Here is a 16122-nt window from a genome sequence, read left to right as displayed (position 1 = left end):
GCAAATTGTGAATCTTTCTGGAGTCAGGAATGAAAGTAACACTGCCAGAGTTTGAACGTGCTGGAGTAATGGTTGTCGGGGATGTGATGCTGGATCGCTACTGGTATGGGCCAACCAGCCGTATCTCTCCGGAAGCCCCCGTCCCGGTGGTGAAGGTCAATACCATTGAAGAGCGCCCGGGCGGCGCGGCAAACGTGGCGATGAACATTGCTTCGCTGGGCGCGAGCTCGCGTCTGGTGGGCTTAACCGGCATCGACGATGCGGCGCGCGCGCTGAGCAAGGCCCTGGCGGACGTAAACGTAAAGTGTGATTTCGTCTCCGTTCCGACTCACCCAACCATCACCAAGCTGCGCGTATTGTCCCGCAACCAGCAGCTGATCCGCCTCGACTTTGAAGAAGGGTTTGAGGGCGTCGATCCCGAGCCGATGCACGAGCGCATCAACCAGGCGCTGGGCAATATCGGCGCGCTGGTGCTGTCTGACTATGCCAAAGGCGCGCTGGCCAGCGTGCAGCAGATGATCCAGCTGGCGCGTAAAGCCAACGTGCCTGTATTGATCGACCCGAAAGGCACCGATTTTGAGCGCTATCGCGGCGCGACGCTGCTGACGCCAAACCTGTCTGAATTTGAAGCGGTGGCCGGCAAGTGCAAAACCGAAGAAGAGCTGGTTGAGCGCGGCATGAAGATCATCGCCGATTTCGAGCTGTCTGCGCTGCTGGTGACCCGCTCCGAACAAGGAATGACGCTGCTGCAGCCGGGCAAAGCGCCGCTGCATATGCCAACCCAGGCGCAGGAAGTGTACGACGTGACCGGTGCTGGGGACACGGTAATCGGTGTGCTGGCGGCTACGCTTGCGGCGGGCAACTCTCTGGAAGAGGCGTGCTACTTCGCGAACGCGGCCGCGGGCGTTGTGGTGGGCAAACTGGGGACCTCCACCGTTTCACCTATCGAACTGGAAAACGCGGTGCGCGGTCGCGCTGAGACCGGGTTTGGCGTGATGAGCGAGGACGAGCTGAAGGCCGCCGTTGCCGCCGCTCGTAAACGCGGTGAGAAAGTGGTGATGACCAACGGCGTGTTCGACATCCTGCACGCGGGCCACGTCTCGTATCTGGCGAACGCGCGCAAGCTGGGCGATCGCCTGATCGTGGCGGTCAACAGCGATGCCTCGACAAAACGGCTGAAAGGCGAAACGCGTCCGGTGAACCCGCTGGAGCAGCGCATGATTGTGCTTGGCGCGCTGGAAGCGGTGGACTGGGTGGTGTCGTTTGAAGAAGATACCCCGCAGCGCCTGATTGCCGGTATTCTCCCGGACCTGCTGGTGAAAGGCGGCGATTACAAGCCGGAACAGATCGCGGGTAGCGAAGAGGTGTGGGCCAACGGCGGCGAGGTGATGGTGCTCAACTTTGAAGACGGGTGTTCAACCACCAACATCATCAGGAAGATCCAGAAAGACAGTCAGTAAAAAACGGGCCGAATGGCCCGTTCGTTTTTCACCCTCTCCCTGTGGGAGAGGGTTGGGGTGAGGGCAAAAGGCCGCACTTATGGTTGGTCGTCCACCGGCGGAATAGCCGGAGCCGGCTTCACCTCTTCCGGCGCATTGCGGTTTTCCAGCTCGCTCAAACGCTGTTCCAGCAGCGCCAGCTTCTCGCGGGTGCGCAGGAGCACCTGCGTTTGCACGTCAAACTCTTCGCGGCTGACTAAATCAAGGCGAACCAACTGCGCCTGCAGCGTCTGGCGGATTTTCTTTTCTACGTCATCACCAAATTCACGAATGCCCTTTGGCATGGATTCATGAACCTGACGCGCAATTTGCTCAATTTTCTTCGGGTCAATCATAATGGCTTCCCTTGATAAGTCGATGTTGATGACATTGTAGCGCGTCGTGACCCAGGATAAAGCAGAATTGTTTGAAGCTTATGCATTGCCCAGGATAATCAATAGCGTTATAGTTATCTCGCTTATTCTCAGGGCGGGGCGAAATTCCCCACCGGCGGTAAATCAGCGTCATGCTGAAAGCCCGCGAGCGCTTTGAATGAAAATTCAAAGGTCAGCAGATCCGGTGTAATTCCGGGGCCGACGGTTAGAGTCCGGATGGGAGAGAGTAACGATCCAGTCGGGCATGGGCCCGCTCACGTTATCTTTTTGCCGCTTATACGGCGCTCCTAAGACTGCCCTGATTCTGGTAACCATAATGTTAATGAGGTTTTTTTTACCATGAATCAGACGCTACTTTCCTCTTTTGGTACTTCAACTCAACGTGTTGAACAGGCACTGGATGCGCTGCGCGAAGGCCGCGGTGTGATGGTGCTTGACGATGAAAACCGTGAAAACGAAGGCGACATGATTTTCGCCGCCGAAAACATGACCGTTGAACAGATGGCGCTGACCATCCGTCACGGCAGCGGCATCGTATGCCTGTGTATTAATGAAGACCGCCGCAAGCAGCTCGATCTGCCAATGATGGTTGAAAACAACACCAGCGCCTTTGGCACCGGTTTTACCGTGACCATCGAAGCGGCGCACGGCGTGACCACCGGCGTTTCCGCGGCTGACCGCCTGACCACGGTGCGAGCCGCGATTGCCGACGGTGCGAAACCTTCAGACCTGCATCGTCCCGGCCACGTTTTCCCTCTGCGCGCGCAGGCGGGCGGCGTGTTAACGCGTGGCGGCCACACGGAAGCAACCATCGATCTGGTCACCCTCGCAGGCTTCAAGCCTGCAGGCGTTCTGTGTGAACTGACCAACGATGACGGCACCATGGCGCGCGCGCCGGAGTGCATCACCTTTGCCCGTCTGCACAATATGCCGGTGGTGACGATTGAAGACCTGGTGGAATATCGCCAGACGCACGAGCGTAAAGCCAGCTGACATTGCTGATGTGAAAAAGCCGGGGAAACCCGGCTTTTTTGTCTCTAGTGATAGTTGATTTTAAACAGCACGACGGTTTCAAACGGTCCAGACTGGATAGCCTTTCCGGCGACGGGGGAGAGCTCTGCCGTGTACTCCTGCGAGAACTGCAAGGTGCTACCCGTAAAGTCCGCGTATTCTTTATACTGGTTAAAGGTGTAGGGCGCAGTGCCGTTAAGTATTCTCAGCTTGAGGCCGTTTCCGATAAGCAGGGCCGTGTCATTTTCGTCAAGTTTTTGCGTGGTGTAGAAAGACGAGTCCATCTTAAAACCGTCAGAGCACTGCGCGTCCTGCACTTTAGTCGTCTTCACGGTAAACGTTCGGTTGCGGGTTTTCTGGAGCGTAATGTCTCTCGCGCTAAAGGTGCCGAAGTCGATCGCCTGGTTCTCAGGATAAATGCTGAAGGTTGCGCCGCAGTCAAGAACCGTAATGTTGTTGAGGCCATTGAGGTGATACTTAAGGTTCTGCGCATCGGCCATCTGGTTCACGCCGCCTTTTCCGTCAAACTGGACAACAACGTAATCGCTCAGGGTGCTCACGTAGCCGTGCGGCGGCATCGCTTTGATTTTGACGTATAAACGAAAGCGGACGCCAAACGTTCGCGACGTGTGAATGTCATCCGCGTTGCCTGAACAAAGGCGGTTTTCCCATCCCATTTGCTTTAGCTGCTCGGGCGTATATATCGTGATCTTGTTGTTATCCAGGCACTGGCGCGTATCGACACCGTTAGGTTGGCCGGTGGCGTCATAGTCGATGCCTTCATAGGTTACGCCCAGATCGTAATAAGGATCGGTTGCTGAGGGATAGGGATTCACCCACGCGTAAACGTCTTCTTTTTCAAAGCTTCCGGCCACATCGTGATCGCAGGTCACGATAATTTTTATATCGTTAGATTCCCAGATTTTTTCACCAACCTTTGCATTGCTGGGGATGGCAAAGGGAGAGACGGTTTGCGTTTGCTCGACGGGCCCGCCGGAGGGCCCCATATAGCAGTTCAGCGCCAGCGCTTCCTTCAGCGGCAGCGCGCAAAATATAATTAAGATGAATAAGTTACTGCGCTTTGCCATCTTGCTTACCTCTGCTTGCGCGTAGCTGGCATGTGGCCGTACCGGAACAGCGGACATCCACTTTTTTCAGCGCGCCATAGTCATCGATATAGCCGATGCTGTAGTCGTCTCCGTGATAGCCCGCGGTCGGCGCTGTGGCGGTGGCAAAAGGGGCAATCATCAGGCTGTCGAAGCCGGGAAGCATCGTTTTACCATCTTTGCTTAGCCAGGCGAGCGTGATGTAGTAAGGCGTGGGGTTGTGGATCGTCAGGCCTTTCGCGTTCGGTGCGATCTCCATTTTAAGCTCCGTATCATCGCCCGCTTTTTTAGCGATGCCGGTAGGGCGCCAGAACAGTTTGATGCGGCTTTGCATGGCGACCTGCATGATGCTTCGCTCTTCGCCAGCGGCGGTGCTTTTAGGCGGCACTTCCCGGAGGTTGAAATAGAAAAGCGACTCCCGGTCTTTCGGCAGCTGGCTGGCCGCCGTTTGCTTTACGATCCTCACCTGCGTGGACGCGCCTGGCTCAACGCGCTGTAAGGGCGGTAGCGCCATAAAGTGGCTATCGTCTTTTTTCCCCTGATCGTTCTCGACCCAGGAGAGCGCAAGATAGGGCAGGGATTTGCTTTGGTTATCGATGCGCAGGCTGCTGGCCTTATCTTTTTCAGGAAAGACAATGCGCGTGCGATCGAGGTTGATCGCCGCCTGCGCGGCAAAAGTGGTGCTGAGTAATAACAGGCTCAGGCATTTCAGTGTATTCAGTTTCATCATTGTTTCTTACTTACAGGGCAGTATGAGCTGCATACTGCTGTCCAGACGCGCAGGCAAGGAGAAGCGACATTGATTCTCAGCCCCCCACGTCACCTTAAATTGTTGCTCAGGCCGCACGGCGCCAAGCCAGATGTGACCCTCTTCTGCCACCATGCCGACCTGCTGCCCGTTCTCCTCAAGCGTGACCAGAGCGCCAAGAGGCGGCATGCCGCTGGTGGTGCGCAGAACGCCGAGAATATCTTTCCCCTCGCGCGAGGCGATCTGCCGGTAACCTATCGCGCCTTCTGTCCAGGTCGATGTCACCACCCGGTTATCCACATCAACGCCCTCCGGCAGATTATTCATGTTCACCTGCACGCTGGACGGCGCGTAGCTGGAGAAGGACGGCAGAACGCCGATGCCATACGAATTGGTGCGATCGCGGGAGGCGTTCAGCGGGATATCGGCGATGCCGTCGGTGCTGACCATCACGCGGGGCTCGTTACCGTAGCTTCGACGATGGAACGCCGCGCCGTTGAGCGTGGAGGTAAACGAGCCGTTCCAGCTTGCGCTGAGTGAAGTGTATTCATTGGCCTTATGGCTACCCGAGACGTTCAGGTCGCCAAGCGACGAGTAGTGCTGATAGTTGCCGCTGACCTGGGCCCCCGCATCGCTTTTCTCGCTTTCCGTTCCTGCCGAGACGCCCCACGTGTTATCCACATCTGTAGAGTCATACCAGGAGACGTTTTGGCTCAGCGTGCTGCTGTTTCGCAGGTCATAGTTCAGGCGGTGATCGCTATCCAGCGGAACGCTCAGCGAGAGGTAGAACTGAGTATCGTCCCGCTCGTCTTCATAATGCGTTTTGCTAAACGAGGCCGTGATCCCAAGATTTTTCCACCGCCCAAGATCGACGTTATAGCCTGCCGTGATGCTTCCGGTGGTTGAGGGGGCCTGGTCCCACCACGTCTGACGCAGCAGGCTGACGTACAGATTCAGCGACAGCGGCGCAATGAACTGGCTGGCGGTCACGCTCAGCGTCTGCTTTTCCGTTTCCCGAGCGTCGTTGTCATCATCCAGGAAGCGGGAGTAGCTGAGAAATTGGTTGTCCGAATAGCGATAGCTCGCCAGCGTAATCTGGCTGTTGGTGGAATCAAACCGCTTGCTGTAGTTGACGCGGTAGCTATAGCCCGTTTGCGGGTCCTGATGGGAAAGCTGGCTGGTCGCCTGGGTGACGTCAAAGGAAATGGCGCCGAGCACGGACAGGTTTTGCCCGAGGCCGAGCGCAGCTGAGCGATAGCGATCGCCATCGGCAAGCGTGCCGCCGTACAGCGAGGTTTGAGACAGCATGCCCCAGGAGAACTCTCCGCTCGCAAAGGCATTTCCTTCCAGCGCGTGAGACGTATCCTGGCGGGCTTTCCCGACGGCAAGTTTATAACGCATTTGACCCTGGCGCGTCAGGAACGGGACGGAGGCGGCGGAAACCTGAAAGGCGCTTACCCGGCCGTCCTCTTCGGTGATTTTGACGTCAAGCATCCCCTGCACGGACTGGTTCAGATCCTGGATAACAAACGGGCCCGGCGGCACTTTTGTTTGATAAATCACGCGATCGGCCAGGCTAACGGTGACGGTAGCGTTCGTCTGCGCAATGCCAGAAATCTGTGGCGCGTAGCCGCGAAGCGACCACGGAAGCATGCGTTCATCGCTCACAAGCGATGCGCCCGTATAGGTAAACGACTCAAAAATAGAGGATTGCAGGTCGCTCTCGCCAAGCGTTAGCCTGGCACCCGCTGAGGGAAGCGCGCGAAACAGATAAACGCGGGAAAAACGACCGCTGTGGTCCGCGCCTTCGTCGGTGCGGGTTTGCGAATACTGGTAATCACTGCGCAAGCGCCACGCGCCGAGATTAGCGCCAGCCGTACCGTAGGTGTTGATATTGTTGCTGTCGCTGCCTTCTTCCGGCTGATAGCGGCTGGCGAACAGGTTGTAGTCCAGCAGCACGCCGGACACGCCGTTGTCCCAGGTTGAGGGCGGCATCCAGTCCGCCTGACTGTACAGCAGCCACGCCTGCGGGATCGTTATCTTGAGCGTCTGGCTGGATTGCTCAAAGTTGAGCGTGATGTCCGGCAGGGGGGTAAGATTGACACAGCCCTTTTCCTCGACGAGCATACGGCGGTATTTTTCCTGCAAACCAAACGTATCGGCTAGCTCAGGAGGGATGCAGGCGTCGACCGCATCGTCTTTTTTTTGCCAGGTCAGCTGCCAGCCGTTTTGCATAACGTGGTCGTTTATCGATACGTTAACAAAATAGCTGCCGGGGGCGATGGTGGATTTGTCTTTAAATAACGTCAGATCGACACCGTTGCGCATATCCCGATCGATAGCATCGATGTTAAACTCTGTAGCGAATGAAACTTTTGCCGTTAACAGGGATGAAAAGAAAATAACCACATATGTATATTTTTTCATTATCCCGTTACTCAAAAAAAGAAATAGCCGGCTGGCAATGACTGCCAGCCGGTTTATATGGCGTGAATTTATTTATATGCGAGGATATAATTAGCCGACGCGGTTACCTGGCCTGCGGTAGCCGTTTGACCGCTCGCCACTTCCATCTGCGCTTTAAAGTGCAGGGTCTGCGTTGTTGAGCCCTCGGAAAGCGCGAGCTCATTCTTGGCGCCCAGAACGATTGGATTTTCTGCATTGTCGAGCAGGCGTACGCCAACGTTCTGCGCGCCATTTGCATAGGTGTTGGTCATCAGGCTACTATCGGCGGCTTCCGTTGCCGTGCTGCTAAAGGTGACATCAACTTTAGTAATGGCTGTTGGGGTTTCATCAGCGGCTTCCAGCTGGCAGTTTTGAAGATTGATTTCTACCGGAACTGCAGTGGCTTTTTTATTGGCGTTGATAACTGCGGTGGTCACTTCACCCAGGTCGACTTCTTTGTCTACGCTGTCCGGAGCGATGCTGCAAGGCGCATCGATAACGGTTCCTTTGAAGGTGATTTTTCCAGAACCCTGCTCATCAGCGAAAGCAGAACCAGAAATGACGGTTGCCATTGCAATGGCCAACAGCGCTTTTTTTCCTGCGTACATGGGAAATATCCTTATCAAATAATCGTTCATTCTAAATATTATTTTTTAGAATTCCGCCAGGATTATATCCATGATGATATTTTCGAGCGATTAGGCAATCTGAAAGATACCTTAAGGGCGATTTAATATATTGATGATGATTATTGATTAGGATGGCGATATTGAATTATGCATCTAGTATATCATTGCTTACAGGAACGTTATTAGCGTTTTCGTGTTCATTATTTATCACTTTGCTGTGGCGTTGATGGCTCGGTGCGTGAGTGTTTTCTGAAGGGCTATTATTAAAGGATAATTTAAAAGGAAGGTTTAATATTATATTCCTTCCTTTTCTTTAATGATATTTTCAGCCAATGCCCATGCTTTGCAAGAGTACGAGGCTTAACCCCATAACCGACATTCCACATAAAACGCCGTAGCTAGGATTATTATTCGGGTCGATCTCTTTGGCCAGCGGCATGAGCTCATCGACGGAAAGGGCAACCATAATTCCGGCCACCGCAGCCATAATTGCAGCCATCACGACGGGGGATACCAGGCTTCCCAGAATGAGCCACGCCAGCACGCCGCCGAGAATTTCCGCCAGGCCAGAAATCCCGGCCCAGAACACCGCCGTGCGCTTCGACCCCGTCGCCGCATACACTGGCCCAGCCACTGCAAGTCCTTCAGGAATATTGTGCAAAGCTACGGCCAGCGCAATGCCAAAGCCAAGCTCCAGGTTATTGCTGGCGGTGACGTAGGTGGCCACACCCTCGGGGAAGTTGTGCAGGCTAATGCCCAGCGTCAACAGAATCGCGGTGCGCTTAATGTTATGCGGAAGCGGTGAAACGCGCTTTTGCATTAAATCCTGAGGATGCGCGTGCGGCAGCATGCGATCCAGCGCGAAGTACCCCAGCAGGCCGACAACAAACATGCCGTAGCCCAGCATTGGAGACATGCCTTTCGTGCCCAGCGCGGCGGGCAGCATCTCCATAAGGGAGATGAGCAACATAATTCCGGCGGCGAAGCCCAGCGAAAAGGCCAGCACGCGGTTGGACGGTTTCTGGCCCAGCACGCCCAGCATTGCGCCAATGAAGGTCGCTGCGCCTGCCAGTATGGTCAGAATCAAGGGGGCCGACATTCTTCTCTCCTTTACCTAATCCCTACGTTCAAATTTCCTGATGATGATCTTCATGCTTATCAGCGTTCATCCTGGCCGGATTGCGCGTAGTGTAGAACCATCAAATTGACACCTTCTGTAAGGATATCACCATGTCTTCATCTCGTATGCCAGCACTGTTTTTAGGCCACGGTAGCCCAATGAACGTTCTGGAAGATAACGTCTATACCCGCACGTGGCGTCATCTGGGCGAGACGTTGCCGCGTCCAAAGGCGATTGTGGTGGTGTCTGCACACTGGTTCACTCGCGGAACCGGCGTGACCGCAATGGAAACCCCGAAAACCATTCATGATTTTGGCGGCTTTCCACAGGCGCTGTACGACACGCATTACCCTGCTCCAGGTTCGCCAGCGCTGGCGCAGCGGCTGGTTGAGCTGCTTGCTCCCGTTCCCGTCGCGCTGGATAAAGAGGCCTGGGGCTTTGACCACGGTTCCTGGGGTGTTCTGATTAAAATGTATCCAAATGCGGATATTCCGATGGTACAGCTGAGCATCGACAGCACCAAACCGGCAGCCTGGCACCTTGACATGGGCCGCAGGCTGGCGACGCTGCGCGATGAAGGCATCATGCTGGTGGCGAGCGGCAACGTAGTGCATAACCTGCGTACCGCGCGCTGGCACGGCGAAAATACGCCGTACCCGTGGGCGACATCCTTTAACGACTATGTTAAAGCGAACCTGACCTGGCAAGGGCCGGTGGAACAGCACCCGCTGGTTAACTATCTGGATCATGAAGGCGGTTCGCTCTCTAACCCGACGCCGGAACACTTCCTGCCGCTGCTGTACGTGCTGGGGGCGTGGGATGGTCAGGAGCCGGTTACGATCCCGGTCGACGGTATTGAGATGGGCAGCTTGAGTATGCTGTCGGTGCAGGTAGGGTAACAAAAGCAAAACGGCAACGAGGTTGCCGTTTTTAGCGTTTGCCCCCTCTCCCTGTGGAGAGAGACGGGGTGAGGGCATCAGGCCGCACGCTACTCCACAAAAATATGCGGATAGAACCGTGACAGATCCTGCGTGATCAGCGCGCGATCTTCGCGAATGCCAATCCCGGCCGGTTGGTCGTTGATGAGCCAGCTGCCAATCAGCGTGTAGCTATCGCCAAACTTCGGCAGCTGATAGAACTCCTGAACGATCATGCCCTCTTCACCATAAGGCCCTTCAACCGCTTCCAGCGTTTTACCGTTTTCGATAATCGACACGTTCGCGCCTTCGCGGGAGAAGATCGGCTTCACGACGTATTTCTCCATCGGCGGGAAATCGTCTTCGGCGAAGTACGCGGCCAGCAGGTTAGGGTGGTTTGGGAACATCTCCCACAGCATTGGCAGCAGCGCTTTGTTGGAAATAATGCTCTTCCACGCCGGCTCCAGCCAGCGCACGCCAGCGTCTTCCAGCTTGGTGGAGAACATTTCGCGCAGCATGTATTCCCACGGGTAGAGCTTGAACAGGTTGCTGATGACCTGATCCTGGGTGTCGGTAAACTGACCTTTTTCACCCAGGCCGATATCCTCGATATAGAGAAACTCGGTTGCCAGCTCCGCTTCCGCCGCGCAGTCCTGCAGGTACTGAACCGTGCCGCGATCTTCTTCCGTATCGCGGCAGCAGGCAAGGTGCAGCAGGTTAAATCCGTGCTGTTCGCGCAGCTCGGCAAAGCGATCGATCAGCTTTTCCTGCAGGCTGTTGAACTGGTCGCTGCCTTCCGGCAGGTTTCCGGCGTTGGCCTGGTCTTCGAGCCAGATCCACTGGAAAAATGCCGCTTCGTACAGCGAGGTGGGCGTATCGGCATTATTTTCCAGAAGCTTAGGCTCGCCCACGCCGTCCCACGCCAGATCGAGGCGCGAGTACAGCGACGGCTGGCTGGTTTTCCACGACTGGCGCACGAAGCTCCAGGTGTGTTTCGGAATGCGGAATTTGGTCATCAGCGCGTCGCTGTCGATCACCTTTTCCACGACCTTCAGGCACATCTGGTGCAGTTCGGCGGTCACCTCTTCCAGCTTTTCAACCTGGGCAAGCGTGAGCTTGTAGTAAGCATCTTCACACCAGTACGGTTCGCCGTACATGGTGTGAAAGTTAAAACCGTATTCGGTCGCTTTTTCGCGCCAGTCCGGGCGCTCAACAATGCTGACTCGTTCCATGATCAACCGCCCATTGAGCGTGTAGAGGAACCTGCCGCGCTGCGCTGCATGGTGGATTGTTTCGCCACGGATTCGCCGAACCCGCCGCGGGTTACGGTGGTGGTGGTCGCAGGTTTCGGCGCCATGGCCGTTTTCGGCACGGTCGCGGTACGTCCCGGCGTGGCTGCACCGTAATTTTTGCCGCTGGCGTCGGTATATTTTCCATACGCCGGGCTGTTTGGGTTTTTGGAGCTAAACAGCGGCTGCTGCTGGTAGCCCGCGCCGCCGCTCATCAGGCGACCCATCATATAGCCCGCCATCAGCGGCATCCAGAAGCTGCCGCTGGACTGCGCCTGCGCCTGGTTTTCCGGTGCCATGCCCGCCTGAGCAGGCGTCTGCTGGCACTGGCCTTCACCAAACTCCGCCACGCAGTCTTCGCGCGTAGCGTATTTCGGCGCGGTGCGTTCTGCTTCTTTCAGGGCGTTGTTGTACGCGGTTTTACATTCTGCGGCGTTGCCGGTGGCGGCAGAGCAGTCTTCCGCGTTTTGATACATCGAGACCGTTTCATCGCTTTGTTCACAGCCCGCGAGGAAAAACACCGCACTGACGGCCAGCGCAACCGGCGTCAGGTGGCGAGCGTTCCAGCTTTTGCGGAACGATGCGTGATTAATCGTTTTTGTCCGTTTCATCTTTGTCTTCCAGGACCCAGTGGTAATAACGCTCAGGATAGAGGATGAGTGGTTGAAAATGAAGCGTAGAGGGGGATTAGTGGGGATCTTTACGTTGGCTTACGTTCAAGTGTGATAACGATAAACCCTCTCCCTGTGGGAGAGGGCCGGTGAGGGTATCAGGCCGCAGTAGGCCTGATGACGCTCTTAATGACGGAACGGATTAGTGCCGGTGCTGGCAGGCGCAGTGCTGCGCGCTGCCGCTGGCTGCGCAACGGGTGCGCTGTCGTTACCGTTGAAGTTATCTACCGCTGCAACCTGCTGCGGGTTCTCCGGTGCCACGTTTTCTGGTGAGGTCGAGACCGGTTTGCCCAGCGCATTGTTCAGCGCCAGCAGATCTTGCTCGTTCAGCGTACCCAGAGCCTGTTTAATGTTCAGCTGGTTGATCAGGTACTGATAGCGCGCGTTGGAGAGCTGCTGCTTGGCTTCGTACAACGCGGTAGTCGCATCCAGCACGTCAACGATGGTACGCGTACCAACGGAGTAGCCTGCTTCCATCGCGTCCAGTGAGCTCTGTGCAGAAACTACCGCCTGCTTATAGGCGTTGATGCTGCTGATCGAGGCGTTCACGTTGTTGAAGGAGGAACGTACGGTCTGCACCACGTTGCGGTGCGCGCTTTCCAGCTGCTCGCTCGCGCCAACGAAGTTGTACTGCGCCTGTTTCACCTGGGAGTTCACCATTCCGCCCTGATACAGCGGCAGGGAGAAGCTCAGGCCCACTTTGTTCTGGCCGACGTTGCTGTCGTCGTACTGCGCGCTGTTTGTCTTCGAACCGCTGTAGCTGGTGTCAGATACGCCGGTAGATGCGCTGAGGCTCAGGGTCGGCAGGTGGCCATCCTGTGCCTGGCGAATCTGTTCGCGAGCCAGATCCTGGTTCAGACGCGCCTGCAGCAAAGCCAGGTTACGGTTTTCCGCTTCCTTCAGCAGCGCGTTCACCGCCTGCGGCTTATCGGTTTTGAAGCTATCGACGTTCAGAGACGCCAGCTCGGGATAGTAGTTTCCGGTGACCTGACGCAGCGATTCTAAGGCGTTGTCGAGGTTATTACGCGCGGTGACTTCGTTGGCCAGCACGCTATCGTACTGTGAACGGGCGTTCTGCACGTCGGTAATGGCTACCAGGCCTACGTTAAAGCGCTGGGTGGTTTGATCCAACTGGCGGTAAATCGCCTGTTTCTGCGCTTCGGTGTAGGAGAGCGAGTCAATGGCGCTCAGCACGTTGAAGTAGGCCGTAGCGGTGTTCAGGATCAGCGTCTGCTGGTCGGTTTGATACGCCACGTCCTGGATGCCCGCGCTCTTTTCCTGCAGCGTTAACGCACGCCATTTGGACATATCAAACAGGGTCTGCGTTAACTGCAGCGATGCGCTGGTGGCATTGGAGTTAACGCCATTGTTATCGCGAAAACCGTTGCTATAAGTATAATCAGCACCTAAGCCCAGCTGCGGCAGCAATGGGCTGCGCGCTTCGTTAATCTTTTCAAATGCAGCATCACGGTCGGCCGCTGATTTACGCAGATCAGGGTTGCCCAGACGCGCCTGCTGATAGACCTGTAACAGGTTTTCTGCCTGGCTCAATGCACTGAAGCCCGTCAGGCTCAGGCCGATAAGGATGGGGAGCAATTTCTTCATTTGCATTCCTTGTTGTGAAGCAGTATTAGCGCTGATCTAATTAAAAATAATTGCCGATTCTAACAGAATCATCCACACCAAAAGGTTGGCGTTACGTGCCATCTGGCGGTAATTTGCACCAATCTACCATATAGCCTTGCAAACAGCAGCCAAACAGCCTTGAAATTCACAATTTCATCACCATTGCTACCGGGACTCGATTCATGCAAAAAACAGAAAAGTTGCCAGTGACCTTCGCCAAAAACGATGTAGAAATTATTGCACGAGAAACGCTTTATAGCGGTTTTTTTTCGCTGGATCTTTACCGTTTCAGGCATCGCCTGTTTAACGGTGAAATGAGCGGCGAAATTAAACGCGAAATTTTTGAGCGCGGGCACGCGGCAGTCTTGCTACCCTTTGACCCAGTGCGCGACGAAGTGGTGCTGGTTGAGCAGATTCGCATCGCGGCGTATGACTCAAGCGAAAGCCCGTGGCTGCTGGAGATGGTGGCCGGGATGATCGAAGAGGGCGAAACGGTTGAAGACGTTGCCCGCCGCGAAGCGCTGGAGGAGGCGGGTCTGGTTGTTGGGCGAACGAAACCCGTGCTGAGCTATCTGGCAAGCCCGGGGGGCACCAGCGAGCGCTTATCTATTATGGTTGGCGAAGTGGACGCCACGACCGCGGAAGGCATTCACGGTCTGGCAGACGAAAACGAAGATATTCGTGTTCATGTGGTGAGCCGGGAGCAGGCTTACCAGTGGGTAGAAGAGGGGAAAATCGACAACGCTGCGTCTGTCATCGCCCTGCAATGGCTGCAGCTGCATTATCAAACATTACGAAACGAGTGGACAAAATGAAGCGCTATACACCTGACTTTCCCGAAATGATGCGCCTGTGCGAAACCAATTTCGCCCAGCTGCGCCGCCTGCTGCCGCGAAACGACGCACCCGGCGAAACGGTAAGCTATCAGGTGAGCAACGCGCAGTATCGGTTAACGATAACAGAATCAACGCGCTACACTACCCTGGTGGAGATTGAACAAACGGCGCCCAGCATCAGCTACTGGAGCCTGCCGTCGATGACGGTGCGACTTTACCACGACGCGATGGTCGCTGAAGTGTGTTCGAGTCAGCAGATCTTTCGCTTTAAAGCGCGATATGATTACCCGAATAAAAAGTTGCATCAACGCGACGAAAAGCATCAAATTAACCAGTTTTTAGCCGACTGGCTAAGATATTGTTTAGCACATGGAGCAATGGCGATTCCGGTTTGTTAGCGTCATAAACCTACCTAAGGACACCATTTGGAAAGCCTGTTGAACCTGACTGTTGCTGGTGGGGCACCAGTCAGGATATTACAAATCACCGATACTCACCTCTTTGCCGAAAAGCATGAAACGCTGCTGGGTGTGAACACCTGGGAGAGTTATCAGGCTGTACTTAGCGCGATTCACGCCGAGAATCGCGCATGTGATTTGATCGTCGCAACAGGCGATCTCGCACAGGATCAATCCTCCGCGGCCTATCAGCATTTTGCTGAGGGGATTGCGAGCTTCAGCGCGCCCTGCGTCTGGCTGCCGGGCAACCATGACTTTCAGCCCGCCATGTTCAGTTCGCTACACGATGCGGGGATTTCTGCCGCGAAGTGCGTATTTGTGGGCAAGCAGTGGCAGATCCTGCTGCTCGACAGCCAGGTGTATGGCGTTCCACACGGTGAGCTGAGTGAATACCAGCTCGACTGGCTGGAGAAAAGGCTGAGTGCTGAACCGGCGCGACATACGCTGCTATTGCTTCACCATCATCCGCTGCCGGCAGGGTGCAGCTGGCTCGATCAGCACAGCCTGCGCAATTCTGCCGCGCTGGACCGCGTGCTGGTGAAATATCCGCGCGTGAAAAATCTGCTCTGTGGGCACATTCACCAGGAGCAGGATCTCGACTGGAACGGCCGCCGCCTGCTGGCCACGCCTTCGACCTGCGTTCAGTTTAAGCCCCACTGCGCCAACTTTACCCTGGACACTATCGCACCCGGCTGGCGCTGGCTTGAACTGCATGCCGATGGCACGTTGACCACTGAGGTCTGTCGCTTAAGCGGCAGCCAGTTCCGTCCTGATACCGCTTCAGAAGGCTATTAATGTCGACGCTCCTCTATCTACACGGATTCAACAGCTCGCCGCGCTCCGCGAAGGCGACGCAGTTTCGCCAGTGGCTGAGCGAACATCATCCGCAGGTGCAGATGATCGTTCCCCAGCTCCCGCCTTACCCGGCGGATGCGGCGGAAATGCTTGAATCCATCGTGCTTGAACACGGTGGAGAATCGTTTGGCGTTGTGGGGTCATCGCTGGGTGGATACTACGCCACCTGGCTGTCGCAATGCTTTATGCTGCCTGCGGTGGTGGTCAACCCGGCGGTTCGGCCGTTTGAGCTGCTGCGGGACTTTCTCGGGCAAAACGAGAACCCCTACACCGGGCAGCAATATGTGCTAGAGTCACGCCATATTTACGATCTCAAAGTTATGCAGGTCGACCCGCTTGAAGCGCCGGATCTTATCTGGCTGCTGCAGCAAACGGGAGATGAAGTGCTGGATTACCGCCAGGCAGTGGCGTATTACGCATCCTGCCGCCAGACTATAGAAGAGGGCGGAAACCATGCTTTCACGGGCTTTGAGAATCATTTCACCCAGATTGTCGATTTTCTTGGACTGCACAGCCTCTGACAATCAATGCGAATTGC

At 55.6% G+C, this 16122-nt stretch carries 16 protein-coding genes and 1 riboswitch; of the genes, 7 read left to right on the top strand and 9 right to left on the bottom strand.

The window, feature by feature from the left end; genetic code table 11:
* Positions 1 to 29: 29 nt before the first annotated feature.
* Entirely contained in the window at positions 30 to 1460 is a 1431-nt protein-coding gene (hldE, locus tag V1599_RS21330; protein WP_112010789.1) for a bifunctional D-glycero-beta-D-manno-heptose-7-phosphate kinase/D-glycero-beta-D-manno-heptose 1-phosphate adenylyltransferase HldE, read from the top strand.
* Between the two features lie 77 nt (positions 1461 to 1537).
* Here hldE and ubiK read toward each other — a convergent pair whose 3' ends face one another.
* On the bottom strand, positions 1538 to 1834 hold the full coding sequence (ubiK, locus tag V1599_RS21325) for a ubiquinone biosynthesis accessory factor UbiK (protein WP_112010788.1): 297 nt from the start codon (positions 1832 to 1834) through the stop codon (positions 1538 to 1540).
* A gap of 120 nt (positions 1835 to 1954) precedes the next feature.
* Positions 1955 to 2105, top strand: a riboswitch (FMN riboswitch).
* Between the two features lie 107 nt (positions 2106 to 2212).
* On the opposite strand from ubiK, the gene ribB reads away from it, so the two are divergent.
* A complete protein-coding gene (ribB, locus tag V1599_RS21320; protein ID WP_112010787.1) occupies positions 2213 to 2866 on the top strand; it encodes a 3,4-dihydroxy-2-butanone-4-phosphate synthase in 654 nt (217 codons plus the stop codon).
* Between the two features lie 44 nt (positions 2867 to 2910).
* On the opposite strand, the gene V1599_RS21315 is transcribed toward ribB, so the two are convergent.
* The 5 genes from V1599_RS21315 to zupT form a co-directional block, all read right to left on the bottom strand.
* Positions 2911 to 3972: a type 1 fimbrial protein gene (locus tag V1599_RS21315; protein ID WP_112010786.1), complete on the bottom strand. Its 1062-nt coding sequence runs from the start codon at positions 3970 to 3972 to the stop codon at positions 2911 to 2913.
* Entirely contained in the window at positions 3956 to 4717 is a 762-nt protein-coding gene (locus tag V1599_RS21310; protein WP_112010785.1) for a molecular chaperone, read from the bottom strand. The genes V1599_RS21315 and V1599_RS21310 overlap by 17 nt, the downstream gene beginning before the upstream one ends.
* 9 nt (positions 4718 to 4726) lie before the next feature.
* On the bottom strand, positions 4727 to 7165 hold the full coding sequence (locus V1599_RS21305) for a fimbria/pilus outer membrane usher protein (RefSeq protein ID WP_395300813.1): 2439 nt from the start codon (positions 7163 to 7165) through the stop codon (positions 4727 to 4729).
* Between the two features lie 68 nt (positions 7166 to 7233).
* On the bottom strand, positions 7234 to 7791 hold the full coding sequence (locus V1599_RS21300) for a fimbrial protein (protein WP_112010783.1): 558 nt from the start codon (positions 7789 to 7791) through the stop codon (positions 7234 to 7236).
* Positions 7792 to 8137: 346 nt separating this feature from the next.
* Positions 8138 to 8911, bottom strand: coding sequence for a zinc transporter ZupT (zupT, locus tag V1599_RS21295; protein WP_112010782.1), 774 nt, complete (start codon positions 8909 to 8911; stop codon positions 8138 to 8140).
* A 131-nt stretch (positions 8912 to 9042) separates the two neighbouring features.
* Here zupT and ygiD point away from each other — a divergent pair, with 131 nt between their 5' ends.
* Positions 9043 to 9831, top strand: coding sequence for a 4,5-DOPA dioxygenase extradiol (gene ygiD / locus V1599_RS21290; RefSeq protein ID WP_112010781.1), 789 nt, complete (start codon positions 9043 to 9045; stop codon positions 9829 to 9831).
* 89 nt (positions 9832 to 9920) lie between these two features.
* On the opposite strand, the gene V1599_RS21285 is transcribed toward ygiD, so the two are convergent.
* The 3 genes from V1599_RS21285 to tolC form a co-directional block, all read right to left on the bottom strand.
* Entirely contained in the window at positions 9921 to 11081 is a 1161-nt protein-coding gene (locus V1599_RS21285) for a glutathionylspermidine synthase family protein (protein WP_112010780.1), read from the bottom strand.
* Positions 11082 to 11083: 2 nt separating this feature from the next.
* Complete coding sequence (locus V1599_RS21280) at positions 11084 to 11749, bottom strand: DUF1190 family protein (protein WP_112010779.1); 666 nt, start codon at positions 11747 to 11749, stop codon at positions 11084 to 11086.
* Positions 11750 to 11935: 186 nt separating this feature from the next.
* A complete protein-coding gene (gene tolC / locus V1599_RS21275) occupies positions 11936 to 13414 on the bottom strand; it encodes an outer membrane channel protein TolC (protein ID WP_112010778.1) in 1479 nt (492 codons plus the stop codon).
* Positions 13415 to 13617: 203 nt separating this feature from the next.
* Between tolC and nudF the strand changes: the two genes are divergently transcribed.
* The 4 genes from nudF to yqiA are packed head-to-tail and all read left to right on the top strand — an operon-like array spanning position 13618 to position 16105.
* Positions 13618 to 14250, top strand: coding sequence for an ADP-ribose diphosphatase (gene nudF / locus V1599_RS21270; protein WP_112010777.1), 633 nt, complete (start codon positions 13618 to 13620; stop codon positions 14248 to 14250).
* Positions 14247 to 14669 (top strand): DUF1249 family protein, encoded by a 423-nt coding sequence (locus tag V1599_RS21265; RefSeq protein ID WP_003862516.1) that lies wholly within the window; start codon positions 14247 to 14249, stop codon positions 14667 to 14669. Before nudF ends, V1599_RS21265 begins: the two co-directional genes overlap by 4 nt.
* A 27-nt stretch (positions 14670 to 14696) precedes the next feature.
* Complete coding sequence (gene cpdA / locus V1599_RS21260; RefSeq protein WP_112010776.1) at positions 14697 to 15524, top strand: 3',5'-cyclic-AMP phosphodiesterase; 828 nt, start codon at positions 14697 to 14699, stop codon at positions 15522 to 15524.
* Complete coding sequence (gene yqiA / locus V1599_RS21255; protein ID WP_112010775.1) at positions 15524 to 16105, top strand: esterase YqiA; 582 nt, start codon at positions 15524 to 15526, stop codon at positions 16103 to 16105. The genes cpdA and yqiA overlap by 1 nt, the downstream gene beginning before the upstream one ends.
* The last annotated feature ends 17 nt before the right edge of the window (positions 16106 to 16122 follow it).

Source organism: Enterobacter sp. ECC-175, assembly GCF_043968675.1.
GTDB lineage: Bacteria > Pseudomonadota > Gammaproteobacteria > Enterobacterales > Enterobacteriaceae > Enterobacter.
The sequence above is the reverse complement of the archived record's forward strand: the minus strand, read 5'-3'. Positions and strand labels throughout refer to the sequence as shown.